The organism is Meridianimarinicoccus zhengii (assembly GCF_003254465.1).
GTDB lineage: Bacteria > Pseudomonadota > Alphaproteobacteria > Rhodobacterales > Rhodobacteraceae > Meridianimarinicoccus > Meridianimarinicoccus zhengii.
On the sequence record NZ_QDFI01000029.1, the window covers coordinates 35,257 to 49,743 of the forward strand.

Genomic DNA, 14,487 nt, shown 5'->3' on the forward strand with positions numbered 1-14,487 from the left:
TCATTGCGCGGCCTCCTTCGCGCGGGCGAAGTCGTCGGGGAAATGGGTCAATGCGGACATCACCGGGTAGGGCGTGAATCCCCCCAACGCGCAAAGCGATCCGTCGCGCATCGTCTCGCACAGGTCGCGCAGCAGCGGTTCGGCGGCTGCGTCGCCCGCGGCGATCCGGTCGATGGTTTCGACCCCGCGGACCGCGCCGATCCGGCAGGGCGTGCATTTCCCGCAGCTTTCCACGGCGCAGAATTCCATGGCGAAGCGCGCCATGGCCAGCATGTCGGCGCGGTCGTCGAACACCACGATCCCGGCATGGCCGATCAGCCCGCCCGCGGCGTCGCATTCCTCGTATCCCAGCGGCGTGTCGAAGCGCGCCACGGGGAAATAGGCCCCCAGCGGTCCGCCCACCTGCACGGCCTTGACCGGTCGGCCCGTCGCGGTGCCGCCCGCAAGGTCGTTCACGACCTCGCCCAGCGGTATGCCGAAGCCGGTTTCGAACAGCCCGCCGCGCGCCACGTTGCCCGCGATCTGCAGCGTGACGGTGCCGCGCGACCGGCCAAGGCCGAAATCGGCATAGGCTTGTGCGCCGCGTTCGAAGATCACCGGCACGGTCGCCAGCGAGATCACGTTGTTGACGACCGTGGGGCGTCCCATGAACCCCTCAAGCGCGGGCAATGGCGGCTTGGCGCGGACCACGCCCCGCTTGCCTTCCAGCGAGTTCAGAAGCGAAGTTTCCTCGCCGCAGACATAGGCGCCGGCACCCACGCGGATTTCCATGTCGAACGCGCAGCCCGATCCGAGCACGTCCGGCCCGAGCATCCCGGCCTTGCGCGCCAGCACCACGGCGCGCTGCATCACCGCGATGGCATCGGGGTATTCCGAGCGCAGGTAGACGAAGCCACGGTTCGCCCCCACGCCCAGCCCTGCGATGACCATGCCTTCGATCAGGCTGAACGGATCGCCCTCCATCAGCATCCGGTCGGCGAAGGTGCCGCTGTCGCCTTCGTCGGCGTTGCAGACGACGTATTTCCGCGGCCCGTCCGCGTCGTGCACGGTCTGCCACTTGATGCCCGTCGGGAAGCCCGCGCCGCCGCGCCCGCGCAGGCCACTGGACTTGACCTCGTCCACGATGCCCTGCCCCGTCATGGCGAGCGCGCGGCGCAGCCCCGCCAGGCCGCCATGGGCTTCGTAGTCCGCAAGGGACAGCGGGTCGATGACGCCCACGCGCGCAAAGGTCAGCCGCGTCTGGCGGCGCATCCAGTCGAGATCCTCAACCGGACCCAGAGCCTTGTCGCAATTGCCGTCGAGGATCGGTCCCGCATCGCCGGGAGCGGCGGGCCCGAAGCCGTGGCGGATGCCATCGATCTCGACTTCCACCAGCGGTTCCAGCCAGACCATGCCACGCGATCCGTTGCGGACGATTTCCACCGTCAGGCCGCGATCCTCTGCGGCGCGGACAAGCGCGGTGGCCACTGCGTCGGCCCCGAGCGCGCGGGCAGCGCTGTCCACGGGCACCCGGATCTTCATGCGTCAGCCTCCAGCGCCGCATCGATGCGCGCCGCATCGACCCTTCCCATGACCTGTCCGTCCAGCATCGCCGCGGGAGCGCACGCACACAGCCCAAGGCAATAGACAGGTTCCAGCGTCACGCGCCCATCGGCGGTCGTGCCGTGCCAGTCCAGCCCGAGCAGTGCCTGCACGTCCTCGGCCAGCGCTGCCCCACCCATGGCCTGGCACGCCTCGGCCCGGCAGATCTTCAGCACATGGCGCCCAGCGGGCCGGTCGCGGAAATCATGGTAGAAGGACAGCACGCCGTGCAGTTCCGCCCGCGTGATGTTCAGTGCCGTGGCGATCGGGTCATGCACGGCGGCGGGGATGTGCCCGAACCTGTCCTGCACCGCGTGCAGGATCGGCAGAAGCGGCCCCTCCACATCCGCATGATCCGCGATGATCCGCGCGGTTTCCGCCGCGATCCCGGCATCGTCATGCCCAGTGGCGGGGCGGTCAGTCTGGTGTTGGTGCATGGCTGGTCCAATTGGCTGTGTCCCAGCAGACGCTGCGCATGACCGGAAATCAATATCGAAGATTCGTTGTTCGATAGGATATACCTATCAAAGTGGATCGGACATCTTTCGTGCTTCGGCCAACAGCGCCGACAGCACGGGGCTTGGCGGATCGCGCCGTGGCAGAACCAGCCCGACCGTGTGCCCGCGCGCGCCGTCGTCGAGCGGCACGAGGGCGAGATCCTTCCCCCCCGACAGGAACCGCGCGATATCGGTGGGCATGATCGCAACGCAACGTCCGGCCGCCACGCTTGCCACCAGCGCGATGATCGAATTCGACTCGATCCGTATCTGCGGGGTCACGCCATGGTCGGCAAAGATATGGTCTATGATCCGGCGGTTTTGCATGTCCGGCGTCAGCAGGGCCAATGCGGCACCCTCCAGTTCCCCCCAGCCGAGCCTGTCGCGGCCGGCCAATGGTGTCCCCCGTGCGCAGACCAGCATGTACCGCTCGGCATAGAGCGGTACGGTGTCCAGTCCGCCAAGCGGTTCGTTGTCGAGATAGGAGATCCCCGCCTCGACCTCGAACGCGTCGAGCATCTGAAGGATCTCGCGCGAGGTGCGCGACAGGATCGCCAGTTGCAGCTTCGGATGCTGCCGGGTGACGGCGGTGGCGAGGCGTGCGGCCCATGTCTGCGCCGTCGGGATCACCGCGAGCCGGACCGTGCCGGACAGCCCGTGCCGAGTCGCGCGCATTTCGTCGCGCAACTGCTTCGTGTCCGCGACGATGCGGCGCGCCCAGACGAGCGCGGCCTTGCCCTCGGGTGTCAGCCCGCCGAAGCGCGAGCCCCGAAAGACCAGTTGCACGCCCAGCTGGTCTTCCAGTTGCTTGATGCCCGCCGACAGCGTCGGTTGCGCGATGTTGAGGCTTTCGGCCGCACGCCCGAAATGCCGTTCCCGGGCGAGGGCGATGAACATGTCCAGCTTGTCGATCATGCCGCGCAGTATCGCGCGGCGCCGCATCGCGGGGTAGCCCCATCTTCACGAAGACGCGTCCGCGACGATCGTCGGCGCGGAACGGTTGCGGGGCGTGACAAGCGCCGTCCGCGCCGCTATCGATGGCATGTCGGCATCACGCCGAACACCGGGACCGAGGCGATACCTGACAGGTGGCGCTGATCGGTCTTGACGCTGTTTGCGATTGCCTCTATCGCGACACTTCCCGCAAGAATCAAGCCGTCGGCCCTCCGTGGCCGCGCCGGGACGAATTGGCCGGACCCGCAGGTCGCGGTTGTGAAAAAAGGTTCTGGGACTACGGAACCGCAACAGAAGGACGGACGACTTGGCACGTATTGCCGGTATCAACCTGCCGACCCAGAAACGGGTCCCCATCGCACTCACCTATATCCACGGCATCGGCCCCTCGGCGGCGAAGAGCATCTGCGAAGCCGCCGGCATTGCCGAAAGCCGTCGTCTGAACGACCTGTCGGATGCCGAACTGCTGGCGATCCGCGAGCATATCGACGCGAACTTCACGGTCGAAGGCGACCTGCGCCGTGAAGTGCAGATGAACATCAAGCGCCTGATGGATCTTGGCAGCTATCGCGGCCTGCGCCATCGCCGCAACCTGCCCGTGCGCGGTCAGCGTACCCATACCAATGCCCGCACCCGCAAGGGCCCGGCCAAAGCCATCGCTGGCAAGAAGAAGTAAGGGGGCAGGACAATGGCACGCGATACCCGCCGCACAGCCGGCAAGAAAAAAGAACGCAAGAACATCGCCGCTGGCGTGGCGCATGTGAACTCGACATTCAACAACACCAAGATCCTGATCTCGGACGTACAGGGCAACGCGATTGCGTGGTCGTCGGCCGGGACCATGGGGTTCAAGGGCTCGCGCAAGTCGACGCCGTACGCGGCGCAGCTTGCTGCCGAGGATGCGGGCCGCAAGGCGCAGGATCACGGCGTCAAGACGCTCGAGGTCGAGGTCCAGGGCCCCGGTTCCGGTCGCGAAAGCGCGCTGCGTGCGCTGGCGGCCGTCGGGTTCAACATCACCTCGATCCGCGACGTGACGCCGATCGCGCATAACGGCTGCCGCCCGCCCAAGCGTCGCCGCGTCTGACAATCCGCAAGGAATACGGGGCCGTGCCTGCAGGGCGCGGCCCTTTGGGGCATTTATCCTCGGGTGTTTGCGGCTTGGGACATGGGCCGCGAACGAGCATGGAGGCGACAGGCATGATCCAGAAGAATTGGCAAGAACTTATCAAGCCCACCCAGTTGGTGGTCAAGCCGGGCAACGATCCCGCGCGGCAGGCGACCGTCATTGCCGAGCCGCTGGAGCGTGGCTTCGGTCTGACCATGGGCAACGCGCTGCGGCGTGTGCTGATGTCGTCGCTGCAGGGCGCGGCCATCACATCGGTGCAGATCGACAACGTGCTGCACGAATTCTCGTCGGTGGCGGGCGTTCGCGAGGATGTGACCGATATCGTCCTGAACCTCAAGGGCGTGGCCCTGCGCATGGATGTCGAAGGGCCCAAGCGGGTGTCGATCTCGGCCAAGGGGCCGGGCATCGTGACCGCGGGCGACATTTCGGAAACCACGGGCATCGAGGTTCTCAACAAGGATCACGTGATCTGTCACCTCGACGACGGCGCGGACCTGTTCATGGAACTGACGGTGAACACCGGCAAGGGCTATGTCGCCGCCGACAAGAACCGGCCCGAGGACGCGCCCATCGGCCTGATCCCGATCGACGCGATCTACAGCCCCGTGCGTCGGGTCAGTTATGACGTGCAGCCGACCCGCGAAGGGCAGGTTCTCGACTATGACAAGCTGACGCTGAAGCTGGAAACCGACGGGTCGGTCACGCCGGACGACGCAGTGGCCTACGGCGCGCGGATCCTTCAGGACCAGTTGCAGATCTTCGTCAACTTCGACGAGCCGGAACCGGCACGCGGCGATGCCGAGGATGACAGCCTCGAATTCAACCCGCTGCTGCTGAAGAAGGTGGACGAGCTGGAGTTGTCCGTGCGCTCGGCCAACTGCCTGAAGAACGACAACATCGTCTATATCGGCGACCTGATCCAGAAGACCGAGGCGGAGATGCTGCGCACCCCGAACTTCGGCCGCAAGTCGCTGAACGAGATCAAGGAAGTGCTGTCGGGCATGGGCCTGCATCTGGGCATGGATGTCGAGGACTGGCCGCCGGAAAACATCGAGGACCTGGCCAAGAAGTTCGAAGACCAGTTCTGAAACCGCGACCCGATGCCCCGGGCTTGACCCGGGGCCTCAGGGGCGGGATAGACCGCCACACGACCGGGCCCACGCCCCAAGGAGAGCGGCTGACACGCATCGGCTGCCGGACAAAGCAAAACCGCCCGTAGAGGGCAACATCGGAGAAGACCCATGCGCCACGCTCGCGGATACCGCCGCCTCAACCGCACCCATGAACACCGCAAGGCCCTGTGGGCCAACATGGCCGGCAGCCTGATCGAACACGAACAGATCAAGACGACCTTGCCCAAGGCCAAGGAACTGCGCCCGATCATCGAGAAGATGATCACGCTCGCCAAGCGCGGCGACCTGCATGCGCGCCGTCACGCAGCCAGCCAGCTCAAGCAGGACGCCTACGTCGCCAAGCTGTTCGACGTGCTCGGCCCCCGCTACAAGGACCGTCAGGGCGGCTATGTCCGCGTGCTGAAGGCCGGTTTCCGCTATGGCGACATGGCGCCCATGGCGATCATCGAATTCGTGGATCGCGACCCGTCGGCCAAGGGTGCCGGCGACCGCGCACGGCTGGAGGCCGAGGCCGACGCCGAGGATTGATCCTCGCCGCACCGCGATCCCGAAGGGCTGGCCACCGCGCCGGCCCTTTTGCTTTTGCCCCATCCGCTGCGTAGATTGCCCCCATGGCCGACCTGTTCACCACCGCCGATCCCGCCCTGCCGCAGGGCGACGACCGTCAGCGTCCGCTGGCAGACCGTCTGCGCCCGGCGCGGCTGTCCGATGTCATCGGGCAGGATGCGGTTCTGGGCCCGGACGGTCCGCTGGGCGCGATGCTGGCGGGGGGGCGGCTAGGCTCGGTCATTCTCTGGGGTCCGCCCGGCGTGGGCAAGACCACCATCGCGCGGCTGCTGGCGGCCGAAACCGACCTGCATTTCGTGCAGGTCAGCGCGATCTTCACCGGCGTGGCCGATCTGAAGAAGGTATTCGAAGGCGCGAGGATGCGGCGCGGCAACGGGCAGGGGACGCTTCTGTTCGTGGATGAAATCCACCGCTTCAACCGCGCCCAGCAAGACAGCTTCCTGCCGCACATGGAGGACGGGACGATCCTGCTGGTCGGGGCAACAACCGAAAACCCGTCCTTCGAGCTGAACGCCGCCCTTCTGAGCCGTGCGCAGGTCGTGATGCTGGCGCGGCTCGACCATGCCGCGCTAGGGACGCTGGTGGACAAGGCCGAAGCTTTGGGTGGCCCGTTGCCGCTGGAACCGGATGCGCGCGCGGCGCTCCTCGACATGGCCGATGGCGACGGGCGTGCGGTGCTGAACCTCGTCGAAACCGTGCAGGGCTGGGGGCTGACCGAACCTCTGGACCGGACGGGGCTGACCGCGCGGCTTGCGCGGCGCGCGGCACAGTACGACAAGTCGGGCGATGCCCATTACAACCTGATCTCGGCCTTGCACAAATCGGTGCGCGGGTCGGACCCGGACGCCGCACTCTACTGGTTCGCCCGGATGCTGGAGGGCGGCGAGGACCCGCGCTACCTTGCCCGTCGCCTGACCCGCATGGCGGTGGAGGACATCGCCCTTGCCGACCCGCAGGCGCAGCGCGTCTGCCTCGATGCGTGGGAAAGCTATGAACGGATGGGCAGCCCCGAGGGCGAACTGGCGCTCGCGCAGGCGGTGATCTACGTGGCGCTCGCGCCGAAATCGAACGCAGGATATGTCGCGTACAAGGCCGCGCGGGCGGCGGCGAAGCAGACCGGTTCGGCCCCGCCGCCGGCCCATATCCTGAACGCGCCCACGAAGCTGATGAAGGAACAGGGCTTCGGCGCGGGCTATGCCTATGACCATGACGCCGAGGACGGGTTCTCGGGGCAGGACTATTTTCCCGACGGCATGGCGCGGCCCGCCTTCTACCAGCCTGTCGAACGCGGGTTTGAACGTGACCTCGGCAAGCGTCTGGCGTATTTCGAACGCCTGCGGGCAAAGCGCGCCGAAGGCGGCGCAGGCGAAAGGGACAGCTGATGAAGGTCTGGCCATGACGACTGTCTGGACAGTGGCGCAGGTCGCGGCGGGCGGGGCCATCGGCGCTGCCGCGCGGTACCTTGCCGGTGTCGCGGTGATGCGCGCGGCAGGGCCGGGCTTTCCTTGGGGCACGCTTGCCGTGAACGTGGCGGGATCGTTCCTGATGGGCGTGCTGATCGTGACGCTCGCGCATCTGGGGGGCACGCGCTTCGCACCCTTTCTCGCGGTCGGCGTGCTCGGGGGGTTCACCACCTTTTCCAGTTTCTCGCTCGATGCCGTGACGCTTTATGAACGCGGGGCGCTCGGGGCGGCGGCAGGTTATGTCGGCGGGTCCGTCGTTCTGTCTCTGGCGGGGCTGGTCGCCGGTCTTGCCCTTGCCCGTGCGGTGACGGCATGAGTGGCGTGCAGACCCGGACTGTCGGCCCGGATGAGGCCGACCAGAGGCTCGACCGGTGGTTCCGTCGGCACTTCCCCCATGTCAGCCAGGGCTGGCTGGAAAAACTGTGCCGCAAGGGCGAAATCCGCGTCGATGGCGGACGGGTGAAGGCGGCGAGCCGCATCAGCCCCGGCCAGCAGGTGCGGATCCCGCCGCTGCCCGATGTCGCCGCACCTGCGCCCGTTCGCGGGCCGAGGATTTCCGACAAGGACGCGGCGATGATCCGCGACGCGGTCATCTTCCGCGACGACCACATCATCGCCCTGAACAAGCCGCCGGGCCTGCCCAGCCAGGGCGGCAGCGGGCAGGGCGGCCGGCATGTCGATGCATTGGCGGTCGCGTTGCAGGGGAATCACGCGGAAAAGCCCCGGCTGGTCCACCGGCTCGACAAGGACACGTCGGGCGTGCTGCTCTTGGCGCGCACCGTGGCGGCGGCAAGTGCATTGACCAAGGCGTTCCGCTCCCGGTCGACCCGCAAGATCTATTGGGCCGCCGTCGCCGGGGTGCCCCACCCGCGCATGGGAACGGTGCGCTGGGGGCTGGTGAAGGCGCCGGGCCACGGGCGCGGCGGCGAGAACGAGAAGATGCGCTGTGTGCATCCGAACGACGTCGAGGCGACAGAGGGCGCGAAGCGGGCCGTCACCGATTACGCTGTGCTGTCGGCGCTGGCCAAACGCTGCGCCTGGGTGGCGCTGGTGCCCGTCACGGGCCGCACGCACCAGCTGCGCGCGCATATGGCGGAACTGGGCCACCCGATCATCGGTGACGGCAAGTATGGCGGGTCGGGGCAGGAAAACCAGGGCGATGGCTGGGGCGCGCAGCTGGGCGGGGAAATCTCGCGCAAGCTGCACCTTCATGCCCGCCAGATCGCCATCGACCACCCGGTCACGGGCGCACGGCTCGTCATTACCGCTCCGCTTCCCGATCACATGGCGCGCACATGGGCGGGGTTCGACTGGCATCCCGCCGATGTGCCCGCCGATCCGTTCGACCCGGAAGAAGGATGGCAGCCATGAGCGAATGGAAACAGCGCCGGTTCTGGGATAGCGCCAACCCGGTGGCCGCCTCGGCGGGCTTCGGGATCGCGCTGGACGGGCGCCCGGTCAGGACCCCGGCGAAACAGCCGCTTGTCGTCCCGTCGCGGCCGCTCGCCCGCGCTATTGCCGATGAATGGGATGCGCAGGCAGAGGTGATCGACCCGAACACCATGCCGCTGACTCGGATCGCCAATTCGGCCATCGATACCGCGGGACCGCAGCACACCGAGATCGCCGGGATCATCGCCGCCTACGGCGAAAGCGACCTGCTCTGCTACCGCGCCGAAGGTCCGCCGGAACTTGTCTCGCGGCAGGCGGCGGCGTGGGATCCGTTGCTCGACTGGGCGCGGGATGCGCTTGATGCGCCCCTTGCCGTCGGGACGGGCGTGATCTTCGTGCCCCAGCCCGAGAAAAGCCTGCGCACGCTGTCCGCGAAAGTCCACGGGCTGGATGCGTTCGATCTCGCGCCTTGCCATGACCTTGTCGCGCTGTCCGGGTCGCTCGTGATCGGGCTGGCGGTGCTGGCGGGATTGCACCCGGTCGAAACGCTCTGGGCGCTGTCGCGGGTCGACGAGACATGGCAAGCCGAACAATGGGGCCATGACGAGGACGCGGCCGAGATCGCCGCGCTGCGCGCGGCAGCCTTCGCCGATGCTGCACGTTTCCACGCATTGCGCCACACGGCCTGATCCGTACCCACGGCGCGCCCATGGCGCCGACCCTAAGCAAGGCCGGAAGATTCTTGCGCCGTGTGGGCATCCGCCGCCCCCGCGCCGCCCATTTTTGCGCCATTCGGGCAGAAGTTCGGCAATCCTTCGGTATTTCGGTCGGTTTTTCCGGGCGGTTCGACTTGACGCCCCCCTGTGCTTTTGCCCAAGTTTGCAGCGGCGCTATCTTCCGGAGGCACCGAATAATGAAAACCGGCACGGCACGCTGTCGTCCGGGATCCACCAAGTGGACCATCAGGGGAAATGAAGACATGAAAAAAACCGTGTTGCTAGGCGCTGTAGCCGCCGCAGGACTTGCGGGGGCCGCCGCGTCCGCCCAGACATTGGCAGCCGTGCAGGACCGCGGTGCCTTGAACTGCGGCATCAGCACCGGTCTGGTCGGGTTCGCGTCGCAGGATTCGAATGGCGAGTGGCAGGGCTTCGACGTTGCGGTCTGCCGCGCAGTGGCCGCGGCCGTGCTGGGCGATCCGTCGGCGGTGAACTTCACGCCGACCACCAACCAGGTCCGGTTCGAGGTGCTGAACTCTGGCGATATCGACATGCTGGCACGGAACACCACCTGGACGTTCTCGCGCGACGTTGACCTGAAGCTCGAATTCGCCGGCATCAACTATTACGACGGCCAGGGTTTCATGGTGCCTGCGGCGCTGGCGGTCACCTCTGCGCTGGAACTCGACACGGCCACCGTGTGCATCCAGGCGGGCACGACGACCGAACTGAACCTCGCGGATTTCTTCCGCGTCAACGGGATGACCTATCAGCCCGTGCCGATCACAACCGCGTCCGAGGCGCAGCAGCAGTATCTGGCCGGAACCTGCGACGTCTACACGACGGACGCATCGGGTCTGGCTGCCACGCGTGCCGCGTTCGAAGACCCGTCGGCGCATGTGATCCTGCCCGAGATCATCTCGAAGGAACCGCTTGGCCCGCTGGTGCGCCATGGCGACAACGAATGGGGCGACGTCGTCCGCTGGACCCTCAACGCGCTGATCGCGGCCGAGGAACTGGGCGTCACCTCGGCCAATATCGATGAACTGGCACAGGGCACCGACAACCCAGAAATCAACCGGCTTCTGGGCACTGAAGGCAGTCTGGGCGCGATGCTCGGCCTGTCCGACGACTGGGCGCTGAACGCGATCAAGGCCGGCGGCAACTACGGCGAGATCTTCGAACGTCATATCGGGACAAGCACACCCATCGGGCTGTCCCGCGGTCTGAACGCCCAGTGGACCGAGGGCGGGCTGCTCTACGCACCGCCCTTCCGCTGACCTGACCGGGGCGGCCTGCGATGCGCGGGCCGCCCTTTTCGCTGCGCCGGACCGTCCGGCCCCGGCCATGCGTCCGCCTGCGGACAGGAACCCATCACATGACCTCAGCCACCGATCCGAGCCAGCCGGTGTTCCGGCTGGAGATGCTGATCACCGATACCCGGTATCGCGGCATCACCTTCCAGATCATCGCGTTCTTCGCCTTCGTGCTGCTGTTCGGCTGGATGGCGTGGAACGCCGCGCAGAACCTCGCGGCGCTGGGGCAGAACATTTCCTATGGCTTCCTCGGCGAACAGGCCGGGTATGACATCAACCAGAAGTTGATCCCCTTCGTCAGCACCGACACCCACCTGCGCGCGGCCTTCGTCGGCATCCTGAACACGCTGCTGGTGGCGTTCCTTGGTTGTGTGACAGCCACCATCCTCGGCGTCTTCGTGGGCGTCGCCCGGCTGTCGAAGAACTGGCTAGTGGCGAAGCTGATGTCGGGCTATGTGGAAATTTTCCGCAACGTGCCCGTGCTGATCTGGATTCTCATCATCTTCTCGGTGATGTCGAACGCGCTGCCGGCACCCAATGCCTTTCGTGGCGAAGACCCGGCGGCGAGCATGGTCATGGGGGCGATCGCCTTCACCAATCGCGGCGTCTATATCCCGCGCCCGCTGTGGGAGCCGGGATCGGCCATCGTCGTCGCCGTGTTTCTGCTGTCCATCCTGAGCATCTTCGCGCTGCGCCGATACGCCATCAAGCGGCTGTTCGACACCGGGCAGGAAACGCCAGTGCTGCCGCTGTCGCTGGCGCTGCTGTTCGTGCCGACGCTGCTGGCATTTTTCCTCCTCGGGCGCCCCATCGGGATCGAATACCCTGAATTGCGCGGGTTCAACTTCCAGGGCGGGGTGCAGGTCTTCGGATCGCTCATCGGCCTGTGGTTTGCGCTTGCGCTTTACACAGGTGCGTTCATCGCGGAAAACGTGCGCGCGGGCATCATGGCCGTGAGCAAGGGCCAGACCGAGGCCGCGGCGGCGCTGGGGATGCGCCCGGGACGGATCATGCGGCTGGTGATCCTGCCGCAGGCTTTGCGGGTCATCATCCCGCCTCTGATCTCGCAATACCTCAACCTGACCAAGAACACGTCCCTCGCGGCGGCGGTGGGATACATGGATATCACGGGCACGCTGGGCGGGATCACGCTGAACCAGACCGGGCGCAGCTTCGAAGCGATCCTGCTCCTGATGCTGTTCTACCTCATCATCTCGCTGTCCATCGCCGGGATCATGAACCTCTACAACAACGCCGTGAAGCTGAAGGAGCGCTGAGATGAGCACGGCGTCAAAATCTTCCGCGCGCATCAAGCCTTTCGTCCGGCATGACCCCCTTCCCGCGAAGGCCCCGCCCATGGCCCAGAGCGGAATTGCCCGCTGGCTGCGCGAGAACCTGTTCAGCTCGCCGGGCAACACGGTGATGACGCTGGTCGCGGGTTATGCGCTGGTCTGGCTGGCCATGCAGATCGGGCCCTGGCTTCTGAACGGCGTCTGGTCGGCGGACTCGATCCGCGACTGTCGTGAACAGCTGGAGGGGGCCACCGGCGGCTGCTTTGCCGTGATCGCCGAACGCTGGCCGCAGCTTCTGTTCGGCAACTACCCGTCGGAACATTACGGTCGTGCCGGGATCGCGTTCATCATGCTGTTCGTGGCGCTTGCGCCGCTCCTGTTCATCGAATTGCCGCGCAAGATGCTGTGGTTCACCGGGCTGTTCCCGTTCATCGCCTATTGGCTGATCTGGGGTGGGTCGCTGTGGGTTTCCGTCATGGCGCTGGCGGGGCTGGTCGCGGGGGCTATGGTCTACAAGCGGCTGGAGTGGCGGAGCGCCGCCGGGGCGCTGGCGGCGGGCATCGTGACGGCTTTCGTGTTCTGGATGTTCCTGTCGGGCCCTCTTGTGGCGGGTCTGTCGGCAGTGGTGCCATTGCAGCTTGCGCCGGTGGAAAGCGGCGAGATCGGCGGGTTCATGATCAACTTCATCCTCGGGACAACCTGCATCGCGCTGTCGCTGCCACTGGGGATCGCGCTGGCGCTGGGGCGTCAATCCAACCTGCCGATCATCAAGGGCATCTGCGTGCTGTTCATCGAATTCATCCGCGGCGTGCCGCTGATCACCCTGCTGTTCGTGGCGTCGGTGATGCTGGCCTATTTCCTGCCGCCGGGAACGAATTTCGACCTCATCCTGCGGGTCATCATCATGATCACGCTGTTCGCCGCCGCCTACATGGCCGAGGCGATCCGCGGCGGGCTCGCGGCGTTGCCGAAAGGGCAGTATGAGGCGGCGAACAGCCTCGGCCTCGACTACTGGCAATCCATGCGGCTGATCATCCTGCCGCAGGCGCTCAAGATCTCGATCCCGTCCATCGTGAACATCGCGATCGGCCTTTTCAAGGACACGACGCTGGTGTCGATCATCTCGATGTTCGACATGCTGGGCATGATCAAGGGGCCGATCCTGTCCTCGACCGACTGGTTCGGGGTCTATTGGGAACTCTATGCCTTTGCCGGCCTGCTGTTCTTCGTCTTCACCTACGGCATCTCGCAATACTCGCAATATCTCGAGCGGAAGCTCGCCACCGATCACCGCTGAGTTCAGGGGACCCCATGACCGATACGAGCATCCAGACCGATCCCGCCGCAGCACCGCCCAAGGCAATGGCCATCTCGGACGAGGTCGCCATCGACATCCAGGGCATGAACAAGTGGTACGGCGCGTTCCACGTGCTGCGCGATATCAACCTGACCGTCTATCGCGGCGAGCGGATCGTGATCTGCGGCCCGTCCGGATCGGGCAAGTCCACCCTGATCCGCTGCATCAACGCGCTGGAGGAACACCAGCAGGGCGCCATCACCGTGGACGGCACGCGGTTGTCTTCGGACCTCAAGAACATCGACAAGATCCGGTCCGAGGTCGGGATGTGCTTTCAGCATTTCAACCTGTTCCCGCATCTGACGATCCTGGAAAACTGCACGCTGGCGCCGATCTGGGTGCGCAAGACGCCCAAGAAGGAAGCCGAGGCGACGGCGATGCATTTCCTCGAGAAGGTGAAGATCCCCGAACAGGCGGACAAGTATCCAGGCCAGTTGTCGGGTGGCCAGCAGCAGCGTGTTGCTATCGCTCGGAGCCTGTGCATGCGGCCCAAGATCATGCTGTTCGACGAACCGACCTCGGCGCTCGATCCCGAGATGATCAAGGAAGTGCTCGACACGATGATCGCGCTGGCCGAAGACGGAATGACCATGCTCTGCGTGACCCACGAGATGGGCTTCGCCCGCAAGGTGGCGAACCGCGTGATCTTCATGGATCAGGGGCAGATCGTCGAACAGAACGAACCGGAGCCGTTCTTCAACGACCCCCAGAGCGACCGGACCAAGCTGTTCCTGAGCCAGATCCTGGGGCACTAGAAATGAGTTCCAGAGATATCCTCTTGCCGTGGATCATCGAGGCCATACAGGCAAGCGGCGGGTCGTGTCGGCGTGTTGATGTCTTCAAATATGTCTTCGACAACTACGAAACCCAACTTCGCGCTGCCGGTGACCTCTTCTATACTTGGCAGTACGATATCAATTGGGGGGCGACAAAGCTCCGCAAAGATGGAAAGCTTAAATCTGCCAGCGTTTCTCCCAAGGGAATATGGGAGTTAGAGCATGTCGCGTTTAATCGGCTTGGTACCCCGCCGCTTTGAAGAAGTTGTTGCACTCTTCATCGGTGAACAGGTCGCACACATGGCCGACGGCCTGCC

At 65.7% G+C, this 14,487-nt stretch carries 15 protein-coding genes; 12 read left to right on the forward strand and 3 right to left on the reverse strand.

All coding sequences use genetic code 11. The features are described from left to right. The 3 genes from DDE13_RS11035 to DDE13_RS11045 all read right to left on the reverse strand — a co-directional run bounded on the left by DDE13_RS11035 (position 1) and on the right by DDE13_RS11045 (position 2,993). Positions 1–1,521 carry a formate dehydrogenase beta subunit gene (locus DDE13_RS11035; protein WP_111404142.1) on the reverse strand — a complete coding sequence of 507 codons (1,521 nt, stop codon included), beginning with the start codon at positions 1,519–1,521 and terminating at the stop codon, positions 1–3. Next, on the reverse strand, positions 1,518–2,018 hold the full coding sequence (locus tag DDE13_RS11040; protein ID WP_111404143.1) for a formate dehydrogenase subunit gamma: 501 nt from the start codon (positions 2,016–2,018) through the stop codon (positions 1,518–1,520). The genes DDE13_RS11035 and DDE13_RS11040 overlap by 4 nt, the downstream gene beginning before the upstream one ends. Positions 2,019–2,105: 87 nt before the next feature. Next, positions 2,106–2,993 (reverse strand): LysR family transcriptional regulator, encoded by an 888-nt coding sequence (locus tag DDE13_RS11045; RefSeq protein WP_111404156.1) that lies wholly within the window; start codon positions 2,991–2,993, stop codon positions 2,106–2,108. 346 nt (positions 2,994–3,339) lie between these two features. Between DDE13_RS11045 and rpsM the strand changes: the two genes are divergently transcribed. The 12 genes from rpsM to DDE13_RS11105 all read left to right on the forward strand — a co-directional run bounded on the left by rpsM (position 3,340) and on the right by DDE13_RS11105 (position 14,149). Beyond that, the gene (gene rpsM, locus DDE13_RS11050) at positions 3,340–3,708 is read left to right on the forward strand and encodes a 30S ribosomal protein S13 (RefSeq protein WP_111404144.1); all 369 of its coding nucleotides are present in this window, start codon (positions 3,340–3,342) and stop codon (positions 3,706–3,708) included. A gap of 12 nt (positions 3,709–3,720) precedes the next feature. Beyond that, positions 3,721–4,116 (forward strand): 30S ribosomal protein S11, encoded by a 396-nt coding sequence (rpsK, locus tag DDE13_RS11055; protein ID WP_109812311.1) that lies wholly within the window; start codon positions 3,721–3,723, stop codon positions 4,114–4,116. A gap of 113 nt (positions 4,117–4,229) precedes the next feature. Next, the gene (locus DDE13_RS11060; RefSeq protein ID WP_111404157.1) at positions 4,230–5,246 is read left to right on the forward strand and encodes a DNA-directed RNA polymerase subunit alpha; all 1,017 of its coding nucleotides are present in this window, start codon (positions 4,230–4,232) and stop codon (positions 5,244–5,246) included. A gap of 153 nt (positions 5,247–5,399) precedes the next feature. After that, a complete protein-coding gene (gene rplQ / locus DDE13_RS11065; RefSeq protein WP_111404145.1) occupies positions 5,400–5,819 on the forward strand; it encodes a 50S ribosomal protein L17 in 420 nt (139 codons plus the stop codon). An 83-nt stretch (positions 5,820–5,902) separates the two neighbouring features. After that, positions 5,903–7,240, forward strand: coding sequence for a replication-associated recombination protein A (locus DDE13_RS11070; protein WP_111404146.1), 1,338 nt, complete (start codon positions 5,903–5,905; stop codon positions 7,238–7,240). A gap of 13 nt (positions 7,241–7,253) precedes the next feature. Continuing rightward, the gene (gene crcB, locus DDE13_RS11075; RefSeq protein WP_111404147.1) at positions 7,254–7,637 is read left to right on the forward strand and encodes a fluoride efflux transporter CrcB; all 384 of its coding nucleotides are present in this window, start codon (positions 7,254–7,256) and stop codon (positions 7,635–7,637) included. After that, positions 7,634–8,692, forward strand: a complete 1,059-nt coding sequence (locus DDE13_RS11080) for an RluA family pseudouridine synthase (protein WP_111404148.1) — start codon at positions 7,634–7,636, stop codon at positions 8,690–8,692. Before crcB ends, DDE13_RS11080 begins: the two co-directional genes overlap by 4 nt. After that, the gene (locus DDE13_RS11085) at positions 8,689–9,402 is read left to right on the forward strand and encodes an ATP12 family chaperone protein (protein WP_111404149.1); all 714 of its coding nucleotides are present in this window, start codon (positions 8,689–8,691) and stop codon (positions 9,400–9,402) included. The genes DDE13_RS11080 and DDE13_RS11085 overlap by 4 nt, the downstream gene beginning before the upstream one ends. Positions 9,403–9,692: 290 nt before the next feature. Next, a complete protein-coding gene (locus tag DDE13_RS11090) occupies positions 9,693–10,709 on the forward strand; it encodes an amino acid ABC transporter substrate-binding protein (RefSeq protein ID WP_111404150.1) in 1,017 nt (338 codons plus the stop codon). A 98-nt stretch (positions 10,710–10,807) separates the two neighbouring features. Further along, positions 10,808–12,022, forward strand: coding sequence for an amino acid ABC transporter permease (locus DDE13_RS11095; RefSeq protein WP_111404151.1), 1,215 nt, complete (start codon positions 10,808–10,810; stop codon positions 12,020–12,022). Between the two features lies 1 nt (position 12,023). Further along, positions 12,024–13,334 carry an amino acid ABC transporter permease gene (locus DDE13_RS11100; RefSeq protein WP_111404152.1) on the forward strand — a complete coding sequence of 437 codons (1,311 nt, stop codon included), beginning with the start codon at positions 12,024–12,026 and terminating at the stop codon, positions 13,332–13,334. Between the two features lie 14 nt (positions 13,335–13,348). Continuing rightward, positions 13,349–14,149: an amino acid ABC transporter ATP-binding protein gene (locus DDE13_RS11105; RefSeq protein ID WP_328587839.1), complete on the forward strand. Its 801-nt coding sequence runs from the start codon at positions 13,349–13,351 to the stop codon at positions 14,147–14,149. The last annotated feature ends 338 nt before the right edge of the window (positions 14,150–14,487 follow it).